The 16,318-nt window shown below is 38.5% G+C and carries 11 protein-coding genes; 7 read left to right on the top strand and 4 right to left on the bottom strand.

Translation table 11 applies throughout. From position 1 onward, the window contains the following. Positions 1-13: 13 nt before the first annotated feature. On the bottom strand, positions 14-2,668 hold the full coding sequence (locus tag IPH84_11695) for a PAS domain S-box protein (protein ID MBK7173870.1): 2,655 nt from the start codon (positions 2,666-2,668) through the stop codon (positions 14-16). A gap of 475 nt (positions 2,669-3,143) precedes the next feature. Between IPH84_11695 and IPH84_11690 the strand changes: the two genes are divergently transcribed. The 7 genes from IPH84_11690 (at position 3,144) to IPH84_11660 (ending at position 11,674) form a co-directional block, all read left to right on the top strand. Beyond that, the gene (locus IPH84_11690; protein MBK7173869.1) at positions 3,144-4,820 is read left to right on the top strand and encodes a hypothetical protein; all 1,677 of its coding nucleotides are present in this window, start codon (positions 3,144-3,146) and stop codon (positions 4,818-4,820) included. A gap of 60 nt (positions 4,821-4,880) precedes the next feature. Continuing rightward, the gene (locus tag IPH84_11685; protein MBK7173868.1) at positions 4,881-5,735 is read left to right on the top strand and encodes a 4Fe-4S dicluster domain-containing protein; all 855 of its coding nucleotides are present in this window, start codon (positions 4,881-4,883) and stop codon (positions 5,733-5,735) included. Further along, entirely contained in the window at positions 5,725-6,963 is a 1,239-nt protein-coding gene (gene nrfD, locus IPH84_11680; GenBank protein ID MBK7173867.1) for a polysulfide reductase NrfD, read from the top strand. Before IPH84_11685 ends, nrfD begins: the two co-directional genes overlap by 11 nt. Before the next feature lie 64 nt (positions 6,964-7,027). Continuing rightward, the gene (locus IPH84_11675; protein MBK7173866.1) at positions 7,028-7,744 is read left to right on the top strand and encodes a hypothetical protein; all 717 of its coding nucleotides are present in this window, start codon (positions 7,028-7,030) and stop codon (positions 7,742-7,744) included. A gap of 304 nt (positions 7,745-8,048) precedes the next feature. After that, on the top strand, positions 8,049-9,713 hold the full coding sequence (locus IPH84_11670) for a hypothetical protein (protein MBK7173865.1): 1,665 nt from the start codon (positions 8,049-8,051) through the stop codon (positions 9,711-9,713). Positions 9,714-9,725: 12 nt separating this feature from the next. After that, a complete protein-coding gene (locus tag IPH84_11665; GenBank protein MBK7173864.1) occupies positions 9,726-11,066 on the top strand; it encodes a sigma-54-dependent Fis family transcriptional regulator in 1,341 nt (446 codons plus the stop codon). 74 nt (positions 11,067-11,140) lie between these two features. Further along, the gene (locus tag IPH84_11660) at positions 11,141-11,674 is read left to right on the top strand and encodes an archaemetzincin family Zn-dependent metalloprotease (protein ID MBK7173863.1); all 534 of its coding nucleotides are present in this window, start codon (positions 11,141-11,143) and stop codon (positions 11,672-11,674) included. A 476-nt stretch (positions 11,675-12,150) separates the two neighbouring features. Here the strand turns inward: IPH84_11660 and IPH84_11655 are convergent, their stop codons facing one another. The 3 genes from IPH84_11655 to IPH84_11645 form a co-directional block, all read right to left on the bottom strand. Next, positions 12,151-13,326, bottom strand: a complete 1,176-nt coding sequence (locus IPH84_11655) for a DUF116 domain-containing protein (protein MBK7173862.1) — start codon at positions 13,324-13,326, stop codon at positions 12,151-12,153. Between the two features lie 128 nt (positions 13,327-13,454). Continuing rightward, the gene (locus tag IPH84_11650; GenBank protein ID MBK7173861.1) at positions 13,455-15,119 is read right to left on the bottom strand and encodes a PAS domain-containing sensor histidine kinase; all 1,665 of its coding nucleotides are present in this window, start codon (positions 15,117-15,119) and stop codon (positions 13,455-13,457) included. A gap of 71 nt (positions 15,120-15,190) precedes the next feature. After that, positions 15,191-16,054, bottom strand: a complete 864-nt coding sequence (locus tag IPH84_11645; protein MBK7173860.1) for an OmpA family protein — start codon at positions 16,052-16,054, stop codon at positions 15,191-15,193. Positions 16,055-16,318 lie beyond the last annotated feature (264 nt).

Here is a 16,318-nt window from a genome sequence, read left to right as displayed (position 1 = left end):
GAAAGTTAAACTTTTACGATCTTACAAGTAATTTGTTCATCAACTCCAGCAGTTTAACCCTGTTGACCGGTTTCGAAATAAATTCATCACAACCACTTAAGAGAGCCTCATATTCATCCTGTGTCGATACATAGGCTGTCAAAGCAATAACCGGAAGGTTAGGATTGAGGGCTTTAATTTCCTTTGTAGCTTCAATTCCACCCATGATGGGCATTTTGATATCCATGAGAACCAGGCAAATCTCAGCATGAGTGCGGCAATTCTCTATGGCTTCAACCCCATTTTCTGCCCGCAGAACTTTGAAATTGGCTTTTTTTAAGATGATTTCAAGAAATTTATAATTGAATTCATCATCTTCAGCAACAAGAATCACAGGATCTGTCTGATAAACAGGCTGAATCCTCGGAAGTGTTTCCTGTGGAGAATATTTGGCAATCAGTGAATCAGGTAGTTGAATTAGAATGGTGGTACCTTGTCCTTTTTCTGACTCTACAGATATAGTTCCTCCCAGTAGCCTGGCTAATCCATGAGCAATAGATAAACCTAAGCCGCTGCCTTCATAGCCCCTGGTGAGTGAGATATCAGCCTGCATGAAGTTCTCAAATATAACATCAGCTTTTTCTTTATCAATCCCAATCCCTGTATCCTGCACAAAAAACTCTATACTTGAAAGTGTTTTCCTGAAACCAAACTCAATGTCGCCTTCAACAGTAAACTTTATTGCATTATCCAGTAAATGACCAAGTGTTTTATGAAGAAGGTCCGGATCTGTTTCCAATTGCAGGTTGGCTGGAATGTCAGGACGGGTTAATTTGATATTTAATCCTTTATCATTGGCTATTTGAACATATTCTTTAAATAAATCGTCCAATATTTGATTTATGGGGAACCTCTTTGTGTGGACTTCCATGTTATCTGAAACTATCATGGAGATGTCCATATAACTGGTAATTGTATTTAAAAGACGCCGGCTGCTTTTCTTAATGATATCGCTGAACAGAGCCTTGTTCTCACTGGTAATATCAGGACTGACCAGCATTTCACTGAAGCCGATGATTCCGTTAAGTGGAGTTCTGACTTCATGAGAGATATTATTAATGAAAGCGGTTTTGAGTTTATCACTGGTTTCTGCTTTGTCTTTGGCAATGAGCAGATCTTCAAGCATCCTTCTCTTTTCAGAAATATCTTCTTTAATTCCTACCAGATGAGTGATGTTTCCTGCTTCATCTACCAGGGGAGAAATACTAACATTCTCCCAATATATTTCTCCATTCTTTTTCTTGTTTTGAATTTCTCCGGTCCACTCTTTCCCTGAAAGTACAGTTTTCCATAAGTCTTCAAAAAACGCTGTCGAATGATAGCCGGAATTTAAAATCCTTGGGTTTTTACCGATTACTTCATCATAGGAATACCCGCTGATTCGGGTAAACGTTGAATTAACATACTCAATTGTTCCGTTAGGATCTGCTATCAGAACAACAACAGGGCTTTGTTCAATGGTTTTGCTGAGCAGACGGATCCTTTCATCTGTTTTTTTCTTATCTGTTATATCGTGTACGATGGTATGGATAGAATCATTCTCAGAGTTGCTAATTCGGCTGCTGAATACTTCAACATCCCGAATATTGCCATTTTTCAGCCGGTGTTTGAATTCAAAATGACCAATACTCATTTTACTGACAGATTCAATGGCGGACTTAATGACACTGATATCAGAAGTATTGATATCCCCAACTTTCATTTGCTTCAGCTCTTCTATGCTCCACCCGTAATATTCAGAAGCTGCGAGATTAGCATCAATAATTTGTAAGGAAGTCCTGTCGATAATGAAGTTGGCTGCAGCATTGTTTTCAAATAAGTTGCGAAATTTCTCCTCACTCTGACGTAGGTCATTTTCTACTTTAATCCTTTGAGTAATGTCGCGGATAGATCCATCAATATGATCAGGTTTCCCATTAGCATTTAATACTAACCTGGCATTGATAGAACCATACCGCAGCAGTCCTGATGCTGTTTTCAGCGGCAATTCATAATCCCTTACTTCACCATTTTTAGTGATTGCATCAAGTAAAGCGATCCTATCCTCATAATTATAGTATATATTAGAAACGGGTTCTCCAATCAGTTTTTCACGGTTAAAATCAATGAAATACCTAATCGATGGACTGATTTCCAAAATCTTACCTTCCATGCTCACCTGGTAAAAAACATCCTGTACATTTTCGAAAATTGTACGGTATTTTTCTTCACTTTTTACTAATGCTTCCTCAGCAAGCTTTTTTCGTGTCCTGACTTCCTTTTCATCCAGAGCGTGGATCACGGCTTGTCCTAGCCGTTTTATGTGTTCTTTGATCACATAATCAGTTGCCCCGGCTTTCATGCATTCAACAGCAGTATCTTCATTCATTGATCCTGTCAGTATTATGACAGGCAATATCGGGTCTTTCTCAATTGAAAGTTTGAGAGCTGCCATTCCATCGAAGGATGGGAGTTGATAATCGCTGATAATCAGATCAGGGCAAAAGTTGTTGAGTTGTTCCAGGAAGTCTTTCTTATTGTCCACTAACCTGTATTCAAACGATTTCAGAACTTTTCCTGTTTCATAGATAGCCAATTCTGCATCAGTCGGAATGTCCTCTACGAAAAGAATCTTATATTTGATTGACATGGTTAATGCATTTATTTGTGTAATATACTATTTATTAGTCATTTTTTTAATGGGAAGTAATAATAATTAGTAGTATTCAATTATTGGCGGTGAATTTCTTTATAAAGATAATATGCCTTCTTCAGTTTCTTTACACAACATTCATTTATATGATTTGATTTCATAGGAGAATCTTATCTGGCAGGAATATTGTAAACTCAATTTTGCCGGATTAAAAACTAATATGTTGAAAAAAGCAACAGTGTATAAAAAATCAACAGTATGCTAAACGTTTAAATATCAATGAATTGAATAATATTGATGATTTAGGTGTTGAAAAAATATACAGTCAATCTTTGTATTTATTTTTAAACAATATTTAAGTATCACATAATCAATGATATATGATTATGTTTTTCGTTTGGCATTGATTTGGTATAGGGTGGAATGGAAGTTAGTTCACATCTTTCATTCGAACTTTAAAATTCAATGTCCCATGAAACCATATTCAAGTATTTTATTTGCCGGAATCTTATTACTGTTGATCTCCAATGGATTTAGCGGTAACACAACTGAAAAATCTTTAGTAAACAGTCCGGTTCAGCCTCAATTGGTGATTCATTGTTCACCTGACCTCCTTCCAATGATGCAAACATGGGTGCATTCCTATGCTGAAACAAATAAAGCTTTCACTTTGCAGTGCAGGGAAATATCCGGGAATGGAGTGTTGGCTGCAGACGGACTTCGCTTTTCATCGGCTAAATCGGCCGAAAAAGCAAACAATCAAAATTGGCAACTGAAAGTAGGGAAAGATGTGGTTGTTGGAATCATTAAAGCTTCTCACCCTCATGCAGCGATCATAAATTCAAAAGGAATCAAGGCATCACAAATGGCTGAATGGCTGAATAACCCTGATGCAAGGAACTGGAATACCGTCGACCCACAAATTAATAGTCAAGGTTTTGAATTATTCTATTCAGGAAGCCAGGGAATACTCTCAACGTTAAATACCTTTTCCGGCACTACAGAGCTTCTGATTATGAATAGATTGGAAACACTTGAGGAACTTCTAGGTAAAGTTGGAACCAATGAGAATGCGATAGGATTTTGCCGATTAGGAGATTTATTGAGTCTTCAAAAGAGGGCATTCCCTTCTTCAGTAATGATTGTTCCCATCGATAAGAATAACAATGGCAGGCTTGATAATTTTGAAAGGATTTATTCTGATCCTGTAGCTCTGTTGCGGGGTGTTTGGCTTGGTAAATATCCTTCTTCCCTTGTTGAAGATTTTGTAATTACCTCTGATAAGCTTCCTGCTGATCAATCTGTTATTGCATTTCTTCAATGGGTGATCAGTGATGGCCAGAATTTATTAAATACTAATGGATATTGTGAACTGGCAAATGTAGAAAAGGAGTCAGGTAAAACAGTTTTGGCTGGAAATCTTCTTGTGCTGAATGAACCAGAACAAGCTGTTGGCATGTCCTTATGGATCATCGTCATTTTTGGAGTCATTATTATTGGCGTCCTGATCTCCCTGATTGCATTCAGAGGTAAGGTTCAAAGAGGTCCATTGAATACAACCCCGGGGAAACATTACCTGATAAATGAAGACACCGCGACTTTCCCGGGTGGGTTCTATTTCGATAAAACACATACCTGGGTATATATGGAGCAGGATGGGATTGTTAAAGTAGGGATTGATGACTTTCTGCAACATATTACCGGTATGCTAAATAAAGTGACACTTCTTGAAGTCGGAACCAAAGTTAGGAAGGGTGAAAAGCTTGTAACTATTATCAATGAAGGCAAGCAACTCAATATCTATGCCCCGGTTTCAGGTGTGATTAAAAATCGCAATCCAAAATTAACAGTTGATTCAACGTTGATAAATTCAGCACCCTATTCTGATGGATGGATTTACCAGATCGAACCACTGAACTGGAAAAGGGAACTGGATTTTATGATGATGGGAAATGCTTATAAGGAATGGGTTAGAACTGAATTCCAGAGAGTCCGTGATTTTTTTGCCTTCAGTCCTGTAATGAGGCTCGACTCCGCAGAACCAGTGATGATCCAGGATGGCGGAGAGCTTACAGATCATCCGCTTTCCATGCTATCACCTGAAGTTTGGGAAGATTTTCAGACCCGGTTTATTGACATTTCCAGGTAATGCAAAACTTATCAGAACTATTGTTAGTGTGCGATTTTTATAACCATCAACTATAACATTATGAGCCTGGATCGGAGGGATTTTTTCAAAACAATGGGAATTGCCGGATTAACCCTGGCAATTGGAAATGAGTCATCGGCTAAGCCTGTTGGGAATCAGGAGACTGAATTCTTCGGGATGTTGTTTGATGCAACCTTATGCATTGGCTGCGGGAGTTGCCTCAAAGCTTGTTCAAAGTCAAACCAGCTTCCGGCTCCGGAAGGAGAGATTGAACCTGGGGTCATACAAAAGACCAGTGAAAGCCGTCGAGCTGTAATTAATAATTATAATACATCGAAAGGTGAAGTATATATCAGGAATCAATGTATGCACTGCAATGAACCCGCCTGTGCTGCTGCATGTCTGACAAAGGCAATGCACAAGACCAAAGAAGGGCCGGTAGTATGGGATGCCGACCGCTGCATGGGATGCCGTTATTGCATGGTATCATGCCCATTTGATGTTCCTAAGTTTGAGTATCATAGTGCAAACCCCAGGATTCAAAAATGTGATATGTGTTATAGCCGGATTGAGAAAGGAAAGATCCCGGCATGCGCTGAAGCCTGTGGTGACGCATTGATATTTGGTACCCGGAGGGAACTCATTGCAGAAGCAAGAAAAAGAATAACCGAAAACCCGGATGATTATGTAGATCAAATCTATGGGGAACATGTTGCCGGTGGAACCGGAGTTATTTACTTATCACCTGTACCTTTTAAGGAACTCGGTGTAAAGCAGGGTTTGCAAAATGCATCGTATCCATCATTGTCCAAGGGGTTTCTGTATAGCGTACCTTCCGTCTTTATCATACTCCCAACCTTATTACTAGGCATTCATGAAGCAACCAAAACCAATGAGCAAAACCATGAACATTAGCAGTAAACAGATTGAATCCCTCAAACTTAGGGAGCCTGGTACACCAATGATCAAATTTCTATGGGAGCAATTGAAACCCAGGGGAGCATGGTTGACACCGTTTAACCTTATCTCCATACCAATCATCTTTCTTGGAATAGGTCTGATCGTCATCAGGTTCTGGAAAGGAATCGGATCAATTACCAATCTTACCCAGGAAACACCATGGGGATTGTGGATCGGCTTTGATGTAGTTACGGGAGTGGCCTTCGCTGGCGGCGCATATGTGATCACATTCATGGTCTATATCCTGAAAATCAGGAAGTATCATTCCATCGTAAGAGTTACTGTTTTAAATGGGTTCCTTGCTTATGTTTTTTATGCAGGTGCTTTACTCCTGGACCTGGGTCGTCCATGGAACGTGGTAAATCCCATTATTGGCAATGGATTCGGGACCAGTTCAGTGCTATTCCTGGTAGCCTGGCATTTCCTCTTATATATGATTGCTGAATTAATTGAATTCTCCCCGGCAATCGCTGAATGGCTGGGAGCTAAAAGGGCGCATAAAATACTGAGTGGCATGACGATAGCCGCTGTTATCTTCGGGATTACCTTATCTACCCTGCATCAATCCGGGTTAGGGGCTTTATACCTTATGGCAAAAGATAAGATTCATCCCCTTTGGTATTCTGAATTCATTCCTGTTCTTTTCCTGGTTTCCAGTGTTTTTGCCGGACTTTCGATGGTGATTTTTGAAGGATCAATTACTCATAAAGTGTTTTCTGATAAGATCAGTGATTCTAACCATAAAGCTCATCACGGAATAATCCATGGACTCTCAAAGATTTGCACTGCTGCAATGTTTGCTTACTTTTTCCTGCAGCTACTTGTGTTCATACATGGAAAGCATTGGACTTATCTTAATACATCAATGGGATACTGGTATCTCGTCGAAATGATTGGTTTCGTTGTAATACCAATGCTGATCTATTTCATTGGTTACAGGCGAAATAAACTGTTGCTGATACGAATAGCGGCAATCCTGACTATGCTTGGAATCATCATCAACCGGCTGAACGTCACAGTGATCGGATTCAGATGGGATGCCACTCCTCATTATGTTCCATCATGGATGGAGATCGTTGTAACTCTTACTGTGATCTTTACGGAAATTTGGATTTTCAGATGGGTAATCAACCGTATGCCAGTACTCCAGGAATCGCCCTCCTGGGTAGAAGAATCTAAGTGATCCAAATCATTCTGTAACGATTGACGCAAATAAATAATTAAGATAATTCATCAAAACATCTATTATGGAAGGTTTTACATACAATGATATATTTGAGACCAAGGGTATTGAATATATCGCCATACTTATCTTCTTTGCTTTACTGATACCATTCTGGATGATCCTTAATCGGAGGGTTAAAGCTGGCAGTCGCATTCAAAATAAATCAGGCATATTATCAATGGCTGCATTGAGAATTCCTGAGGGCATTTTTCACAGTAAGAATCATTGCTGGACTTTCCTTGATCCAAATGGAGTCGCCAGCCTTGGAGCAGATGACTTACTCATGCATCTTGCAGGGAATGTCAGTTTCAGGAACCTGAAGAAGCCCGGGGATAAAGTGTTGAAGGGAGAATGTGTTGCCACTTTGACCCAAGGGACTAAAGAATTAAAGGTATTTACTCCGATCTCCGGAGAGATCCTGTCTGTAAATTCAAACCTGTCAGACTTTCCGGAACTTATTAATGAAGATCCCTATGGAAAGGGATGGATGTTCAGGGTTAAACCTGATAACTGGGTAGCAGAAACCAATACCTTTTATCTTGCACAAGAAACAGTTGACTGGACCTCACATGAACTTGAAAGAATTAAAGGTTTCCTCGTTCAGGCTACAGCGCCATATTCTGTTGATAAATCGATGGTAGTCATGCAGGATGGAGGTGAAATATCTGAGCAACCTTTATCTGGTTTGCCCCAGGAAATCTGGTCAAAATTTCAATTGGAATTTCTTACCCGGTTTTAATTTTTTCTTCACAGATGATTTTAGAATTGTATGAATGCCGTATATGACCCTGGCAGGAGTTTTGCCAGGGTTATACTTGTTTTTACTACCTAATATTCAATACTCTTATCAACTTTTCTGTATTTAAAATAGTGTCAGTTGTATTAGTTGTTTCTGTAAGATATTGTATAATAGAGATATAGGTAAATGATGCCAGGAACTGTTGAAAATTTCAGCAAATAAATATTAGAAATATCAACATATGATATACATATAATTGAAATACATATTAACTTAGCGTGGAAAATTGATTAATTATTCAACAATGGCCTGGTGGAATAATAAGGAAGATAAGAAAAGCAAACGTGCTTTCATCAATGGATATGTTAAATTCAGGTCATCGATCTACGGACGAGTGGTATTCATTATCACATTATCTTCATTTTTTCTGTTTGCTACTTTCGGGGTAATATTTCGCTCTGTGAATGAAGATTATATGAAGTCAGTCATTCGAGAGAAGGGTAATAATATTGGTGTTTTAGTCGAAGGAGCCTTGTATCGTTCGATGCTTGAAAATGATCAGATGGCATTACAAGGCACTCTGGATATTATCAATACCATGTCGGATATTGACGATGTAAATATGTATGACCAGGAAGATAATCTGGTATATACATCAATTGCTGACGATACCCTGAAACATGCTGATCCGGATTGTAAAAGCTGTCACAGGAATTTCAGTACCATGTTTTCAGCAACCGAGAAGTCTTATAAGATTATCGGGGTTGACAGTGAATGCAGCATGAGCCATGGGAATAATTCAATCCGTCATTTATTGATTAAATCACCCATACTAAATAGCAAATCTTGTTATGAGAGTAACTGTCATTATCATACGAAGGATGAAAAGATTTTAGGATCACTCGTGATAAAGATTCCATTGGCCAGCCTTGATACTGCTTTAATGAAATCAACTACAAACTACTTTGTGCTTGCTTCTTTAATGACATTATTACTTTTGATATTTCTTTTCTTTTTTACAGGGAAGAAGATCAAGGATCCTCTTAATGAAATAATCAAAGCCAGTGAAGCGGTAACGCATGGGGATAGGGACACCAGACTGGTGATCAGTCCCAGGCAGTTATCGGATATGCGGATGGTTTCATACGCTTTCAATAATATGTTGGACAACCTTCAGGCAGCCAATAATGAATTGAAGAACTGGTCCCAGCAACTGGAATATAAGGTACGTAAAAAGACGGAGGAATTAGGTCAGGCTCAGCATGAACTTATTAATATTGAGAGAATTGCATCACTTGGGAGATTATCTCTATCAGTAGCTCATGAGATTAATAATCCATTATCCGGAATTTTAGTGTATACAAAGTTGATATTTAAGCAATTAGGTAAGCAAGACATAGAACCAGTGAAAAAGGAGGCTATGCTGCGTCATCTAATTCTGATTGAAAATGAAACCAAGCGTTGTGGGGATATCGTGCGAGGATTGCTGGATTTTTCGAGGAAAGATCAAAACGATTTTGAACCCAGGCATTTGCACGAAATTCTGATCGAAACATTCGAATTGATGACTCATCCAATGAAAATTGCTAATGTCAGTTTTCTCTCTGATTTCTCAGCAAAAAGTGATTTGGTTTATTGTAGCCCTAATCAACTCAAACAAGCTTGTGTAGCGATCATTGTAAATGCATCTGAAGCAATTTCAGAACACGGAGAAATAGTTTTCCGAACAGTTAACCCTGATGATGAGCACATTAAAGTGGAGATTGCTGATAACGGAATCGGTATTTCAGCATCGGATCTCCCGCATATTTTTGAACCTTTCTTTTCAACAAAAGAAAATGAAAGGGGCATTGGACTTGGACTGGCAATTGTTCATGGTATTGTTCAAAGCCATAAAGGGCGCATAGAAGTAAAGTCGGAAAGGGCTAAAGGAACATCTATTTCAATACTTCTTCCCATTGTTAAATAATAAGCAGATATTATGGTAAAGCAAATTTCCATTCTGATTGTTGATGATGAAGAATCGGTAAGAGATTCTTTATTCAATTGGTTTATTGAGGACGGGTATAGGGTAGAATGTGCAGAAGATGCGAAACAGGCACTCACTAGGCTGGAGTCTTCAGAATTTGATATAGTGCTGGCTGATATCAAAATGCCTGGCATGGATGGCCTTGAAATGTTAAGAAGGATCAAAAGTCTTAGGAAAGACTCCATTGTGATTGTTATGACTGCTTTTGCAACTGTTGATACTGCTGTTCAGGCTTTGAAGGATGGAGCATTCGATTATGTCACGAAGCCTTTTGATCCGGATGATTTGTCGCATTTGATAAGGAATGCTTCAAAACAAATACACCTTGAAGATGAAAATGAAACCCTGAAAGTTCATTTGTCCTCACTCGAAAATGTTGAAAACTTAATAGGGAATAGTGAAGCCATGCGTCGGGTGTATGGAGAGATAGAACGTGTAGCTCATTCAGCCGCCCCTGTTATCATTACAGGGGAGAGTGGTACAGGTAAGGAGTTGGTAGCTAAGGCGATACATGCTAATTCCCCTCGAAAATTCTTTCCTATGGTGAGTGTTCATTGCGGCGCTTTAACTGAAAGCCTTCTCGAAAGTGAATTATTTGGGCATGAGAAGGGTGCGTTTACCGGGGCGATGTACAATCGGAAAGGCAGGTTTGAAATGGCTGATAATGGAACCATTTTTCTGGATGAAATTGCCACAATTTCTACAAAAATGCAGGTAGAGTTACTCAGAGTTTTGGAAACCAAGAGTTTTATGAGGGTTGGAGGGAATAGGGAGATATCATCCGATTTCAGGGTGATTTGTGCTACAAACAAAGATTTAAAAAGCATGGTCGAAGCCGGATCTTTCAGGGAAGACCTTTACTATCGGTTGAATGTAGTGACTATCGAAGTGCCGCCCTTACGGGAGCGTTTAGAAGATGTACCTGTCCTCGTGGATTTCTTTATCAGGAAATACTGTTCAGCAATGAACCGGACTGTAATTCCCATTGATGATGCCGCTTTGATTAAACTACAGGATTTAACATTCCCGGGTAATATCAGGGAACTTGAAAATATGATTGAAAGGGCTTTAGTTGTTGGTAACGGCAAACGAATTACTGTGAAAGATCTGCCATTTATCAAGGATTCACAAGGTTCTTCAGTTGAAAGCCTTGATGAGCTTGAAAAAGGCCATATCCTGAACATTCTTATTAAGTATTCCTGGAATATATCTGCTGCCGCTAAGGCATTAAAAGTTGACAGAGTAACCTTATATAACAAGATCAGGAAATACGACCTCAAGTCACCTCGGTAGAGATTAAAACTTTGTATTTTTCACATCTTATTCCCTGGTCATTATTCATCAATGTCAATTTAACAGAGTCAATAGTGGACGAGATCGCAATGATTTCTTTCGGATACTTCGAAAAGCAACTCCTTGATGCTGTTACTATGCGCACTGAGCAGGCTTTTTCTGCCCGTATTAGTTGGAAAGAAGGCTTTCTGGATCTCGGAGATTACTATGATCCTTCGAGGCGTCAATATGATGGTAACAGGATTCTGAAAGTTATTGATGAGCGGTTTGGAGTTAGCAAAGGAAAAACTATCGGTTTATTGAGTATTGATCTGTTTATTCCAATTCTCACCTTTATTTACGGACAGGCATTTCTGAACGGTCGTAGTTGTATTGCCTCCAATTACCGATTAAGTAATGAAAGATATGGTTTACTTCCGGATGAAACTCTCATGCACAACCGGTTTATTAAAGAGATCATTCATGAATTGGGGCACACTTATGGATTAATCCATTGCTCACATCCGGATTGTGTGATGCGTTCAAGTACCTATGTTGAAGATATTGACCAAAAAGGGGAGGATTTCTGTCCGAACTGTAAGTCAAACCTGATTCATTTTCCGGAATAACATACAATTTTATCAATACTGTATTAATCCCTGGATTTATTTTTCAAGGCTTATCCTGTTTTTAAAAAATGGAAATTTTTATGCCGTTTCTGTTCCATTTTAGTGAAAGATTAGAAAGGATTTGAACAAAATTCTGGTTCAAATTTTCACTTTTGCCTACCGTTTGTTGTCAAAATTAACCGTTAGATAAGCGAAACCTACCGTTTACTCATTGGAGCCTTGAAATTTGCAATAACGTATCTACTTTTAATTAATATTACTGGCAGCTAATGAGCACTTGTTGGAAGATAATTTACAGATTCAAAGTGTTGCCGGAGTCGAAAAGTAAATTTACCTAAAAATATTTTTCATCCACCTCTTTAATTTATCAGTGCTGCCTCACCAGAGTGGCTAATATCAATCCATTTTCATATCAGGGCTGCTTCCTTACCGAAGCAGCTCTTTTGTTTAGATTCCTCCTGTCACGAAATGCAGGATCAGGCAACCATTAAGCTTTTAGCCTGATTTCCTGCTACTTTTTTCAATTGATTGATATTTAAGTCTGTTGGAATGCCTTCTTCATTCCAGTGTTTTTTACAGCCACAATAATCGAGAAAGATACATTGAGATGAAATATTCAGGTTTTTCATCTCATAGCCACCAGTCAGCAAATTTAAAATACATGCTACACCAATGAGGCTTGTATCAGGTTTATTTTGCCATTTTTCAAGGAACCTGGTAAAATCCGATGAATGAGGAATGATATAGGTATCTGTTGACATTAACTTCATCTGCGATGCGATTTTTCCAATATTACAGTTTGAATTACAAAATGTACATTTCTTTTCAATTCCATCATTGCAGGCTTTACATCCTGAAGCTGGTTCAGTTCTCATACAGGTAGGAAGCAGCAGGACCTTTTTCTTTGTCTGCAGAAACCCGGATTTAAGCTCCCTGTTTAGCAGTTCTGCACCAAACATATTCAGGTGGTACTCATTTTCTTTACGATTAACTAAAAAATAATCCTCCTTGTTTTGATAATTAATTTTATTGATTGCCTGGAAGCATTCAATATTCATAGTGTATTTACCCAGTACTTTCTTTCCGTCAGAGGAAAACCTTTCTGCAAAGTAACATGACGAATTTAGTATTTGCCAGATGTAGGAATTGTTTTTCGTTTTAAAGAATTCAAGCCAGCTTTTCATCTTTTTTACTTCTTCATTAAACTCACCGGTTGAATGCAGCCAGTTTAATAGTCGGTTGAAGTTTTTATCTGTATATTCTATCTCCAACGCCTGGTTTCTTTGTTCAAGGAGTTGATAAGCAAGTATACCCCTGATCTTATCGATCCTGGATTTCTGCCTGGGATATCGCTTGCGCAGTTTATAAAGTTCAGTCAGGATGGTAGTGGAGATTCTTTTGGTTTGTGCTGCCTTCACTGAGTAGTTCATCCAGAAGATGCCAATCATCAGAAGTTCAAGCAGGTATTCATGCCTGGAAGAATCGATTCTCTTATTAAGTCGCTGGTTGTGAATATAATAATCTTCGGTAAATCTGCCAAGACAGGCATCCGCTTTTAGGATCATCCGATCAGTAAAACACTCGAGATCCAGGTAAAAGGAGTCGGAGTTTTGTTGTCCGGCATTAAGGGAATAGGGGAGTAGGCTGCTCATAGTAACTCAATTATGATGCAAACCTATGCACTTCTATGTAGGGTAGGAATTAAATTCCGGTGAATGGGGGAAATTGCTCCGTGAAGAGAGGAATATTCTTTGTAAAGAAAATTTTAGTTTATCAAAAACTAGTTAATATGAATCGGAAAGTTGACAGAAACGTTGGTGCCTTGATTAATTTTACTTGTCACTTTGATGGAACCATTCAATAATTGAACAAGGTCTTTGCATAATTTAAGACCGATTCCTGAACCATTTTCAGCCATGGTTCCCTTTGTTGTTACAAAATTGTCCTCTTCAAAAATTGATATCATGGATTCCTCCGACATACCAACACCAGTATCATTAATATGTATAGTGAATGAATCAGCATTATGAATCATTTTAATGGACACACTCCCTCCAATATCTGTAAATTTAATCGCATTAGAAAGTAAGTTGCGTAGGATTGTTTTGAGCATATCTGAGTCGATTTCCAGGCTAAGGTTATCGGAATAACTTACGTCAATTTCAATCTTCTTTCTATCTGCAGCGGGCAATAGGAAACTGATAGTTTGTTCAATTAATGTATTGATATTTAATAATGTGGGTTGGTATTTTAGTGCACCTGTTTGTGCATTGGCCCATGTTAGCAGGTTTTCAAGCAGGACATAGGATTGTTTAGCACAACTCTCAATTCTCTGAATATATTCCTCAAAGTTAGACAGGTCGTTTGACTGACTACTGATATGAAGGAGTTCTGCATAGCCAATAATACTATTAAAAGGCCCCCTGAGGTCATGAGCCATGATTGAAAGCAGTTTATCTTTGGTACTATTTAATTCTTCTAATTGCTGATAAAGTTTCACCTGGATTTCCTCTGCTTTCACTTCATCCGATATGTCCCTTACTATAGCCCACATACCTTCCGGTTTATAATCATCATCTTTGGAGAGATATATACGCAATTCAACGGGGAAAACAGATCCATCTTTCCTGATATATTCTTTTCTTAAAACTTCTGAATAACCGTTTATAAGTACTTGTTTTTCAATGATATTCAACTCTGTTTGGTGCCATTTAATAGGTGTGATATCAAGGAAGTTAAGCTTGTATATTTCCTCATACTCATAACCCAGCATGTGTTTAAATGCTTCATTGCATTCTTTGATTGTTCCATTCATATCCACCCAGGCATAACCATCCATAAGACTTTGATGCAAGCCGCGATATTTTTTTTCAGAAGCTTTTATTGCTTGTTCTGACAGGTATTGCTCGGTGATGTCACGCGATATTACAACAGTTCTTTGCTCTTGCTTCTCATTCACATACACCTTCCCCTTGGATTCAATGACTCGGTATTCGCCGTTCTTATGCCGGAACCTGTAAGTATCAGTGATTTTTGATTTGTTTTCCTGCAATTTCTCATATTGCTCATAGCTTCGTTTAAGATTATCGGGGTGGATAAACTCTAAAGCATTTTTTCCTATCAGTTCTTTAGGAGCATAGCCTAAGATATCTTTATATTGGTTATTGGCGTATCGATAAATCCCATTTTCATCGATTTCACAAACAAGGTCATTGATATTGTTAAGAAGAAGGAGTAGCCTTGGATTCTCAGTTTCAAGTTGAATTTCAGAATCAAGCCCTGGAGTGGTTTCAGTTGTTCGCACTATGGAAATCTCCGGCAAATCTGTTGGGTCTGGAAATGCTAAAAGAGCATCTTTTTCCTTAACCGACTGAATACGTTTACCTGCCAATCGTTTTTTCTTCATGAGGTTATCTGATTGTAAAGTAAAAGTAAGAGTTTTCAATCAAAAAAAATACCCCCGGGAAATTCCCCAGGGGCAGAAAATATTAACGTTGTCAACCTTTTAGTCCAAACCTACTTCTCAAGCAGTTTGAAGAATTGATCCAATTGTGGAAGGATAACAATACGGGTGCGGCGATTTGCAGATTTACCTTCAGCATTATCATTGGCACTGAGAGGTTTATACTCACTTCTGCCGGCAGCGGTCATCTTTGACGGATCCAGGCCGTACTTCGACTGTAATAATCGTACAACAGATGTAGCTCGTTTAACACTCAGGTCCCAGTTATCTTCAAGGTCACCTTTTTTGAAAGGAACATTGTCGGTATGACCTTCAACCATGAATTCGATGTTGGGCTGATTGGCCAGAACTTTGGCTACTTTTCCCAGTACAGTGCTGGCCTGCTCTGTAATCACATAGCTGCCACTCTTGAAGAGCATCTTGTCAGAAATATCGATATAAACTACCCCTTTATCAACCTTGATATTGATATCCTGGTCGTTAAGGTTGCCAATAGCTCCCTTTAGATTCAGGACTAAAGCCATATTCAATGAATCTTTCTGAGCTAAGGAATTCTGCAAACCATAAATGTAAGCATCTTTTTTCCCGATGTTATCCATCGATTGTTTAATGCTTTCTGCCTGGGCACCTGAAATAACTGAAAGGTTCTCCAGTTGATTAAGAACCTGATTATTGTTCTTTTTGAAATAAGCAACCTGGTCATTAAGGTCGGTAATCTGTTTGTTGAGAGCGTCTACATCATCTTTATGCTTTGCTCTTGCATTTTCACAAGCATTCAGGTCAGCCTGAGCTTTGGAAAATGATTGGGTGAGAGATTCAAGTTTGCTTGTTTGGGCTTTATACTTCTTTGAGCTCACACATGAGCTACCCAACAACACCATTGCTAATCCAAGTGCTAATAAAACTTTTGTATTCATCTTCTTTTATATTAGTTAAACATTGCAGCTGTAATGCAGGTTAAATCTTGCTTTTTTATAGTAAAACCCGCCTGTACATTCCTTGCTTTATATGTTACAAAGATACTCACAAAAACGTGACGAGCCTGATTCTAGTATGTTAATCATATTAATTTAGACCACTTTTAAGTTAAACATATAGAGGAAAAATGATTGTGAAAATGAGAATACCCAATGAAATAATATTTAACTTCGCCCATCGGGGATCGCTCATAAATGACTGGT

Source organism: Bacteroidales bacterium (assembly GCA_016707785.1).
In the GTDB taxonomy this organism is placed as follows: domain Bacteria; phylum Bacteroidota; class Bacteroidia; order Bacteroidales; family UBA4417; genus UBA4417.
Note: the sequence above shows the minus strand (reverse complement) of the source record. Positions and strands in the feature narration are given on the sequence as shown.

Excerpts from the sequence above, each read along its gene's own strand:
- IPH84_11695 (MBK7173870.1), bottom strand. The coding sequence starts at position 2,668 with ATGTCAATCAAATATAAGATTCTTTTCGTAGAGGACATTCCGACTGAT.
- IPH84_11690 (MBK7173869.1), top strand. The coding sequence starts at position 3,144 with ATGAAACCATATTCAAGTATTTTATTTGCCGGAATCTTATTACTGTTG.
- IPH84_11685 (MBK7173868.1), top strand. The coding sequence starts at position 4,881 with ATGAGCCTGGATCGGAGGGATTTTTTCAAAACAATGGGAATTGCCGGA.
- nrfD (MBK7173867.1), top strand. The coding sequence starts at position 5,725 with ATGAACATTAGCAGTAAACAGATTGAATCCCTCAAACTTAGGGAGCCT.
- IPH84_11675 (MBK7173866.1), top strand. The coding sequence starts at position 7,028 with ATGGAAGGTTTTACATACAATGATATATTTGAGACCAAGGGTATTGAA.
- IPH84_11670 (MBK7173865.1), top strand. The coding sequence starts at position 8,049 with ATGGCCTGGTGGAATAATAAGGAAGATAAGAAAAGCAAACGTGCTTTC.
- IPH84_11665 (MBK7173864.1), top strand. The coding sequence starts at position 9,726 with ATGGTAAAGCAAATTTCCATTCTGATTGTTGATGATGAAGAATCGGTA.
- IPH84_11655 (MBK7173862.1), bottom strand. The coding sequence starts at position 13,326 with ATGAGCAGCCTACTCCCCTATTCCCTTAATGCCGGACAACAAAACTCC.
- IPH84_11645 (MBK7173860.1), bottom strand. The coding sequence starts at position 16,054 with ATGAATACAAAAGTTTTATTAGCACTTGGATTAGCAATGGTGTTGTTG.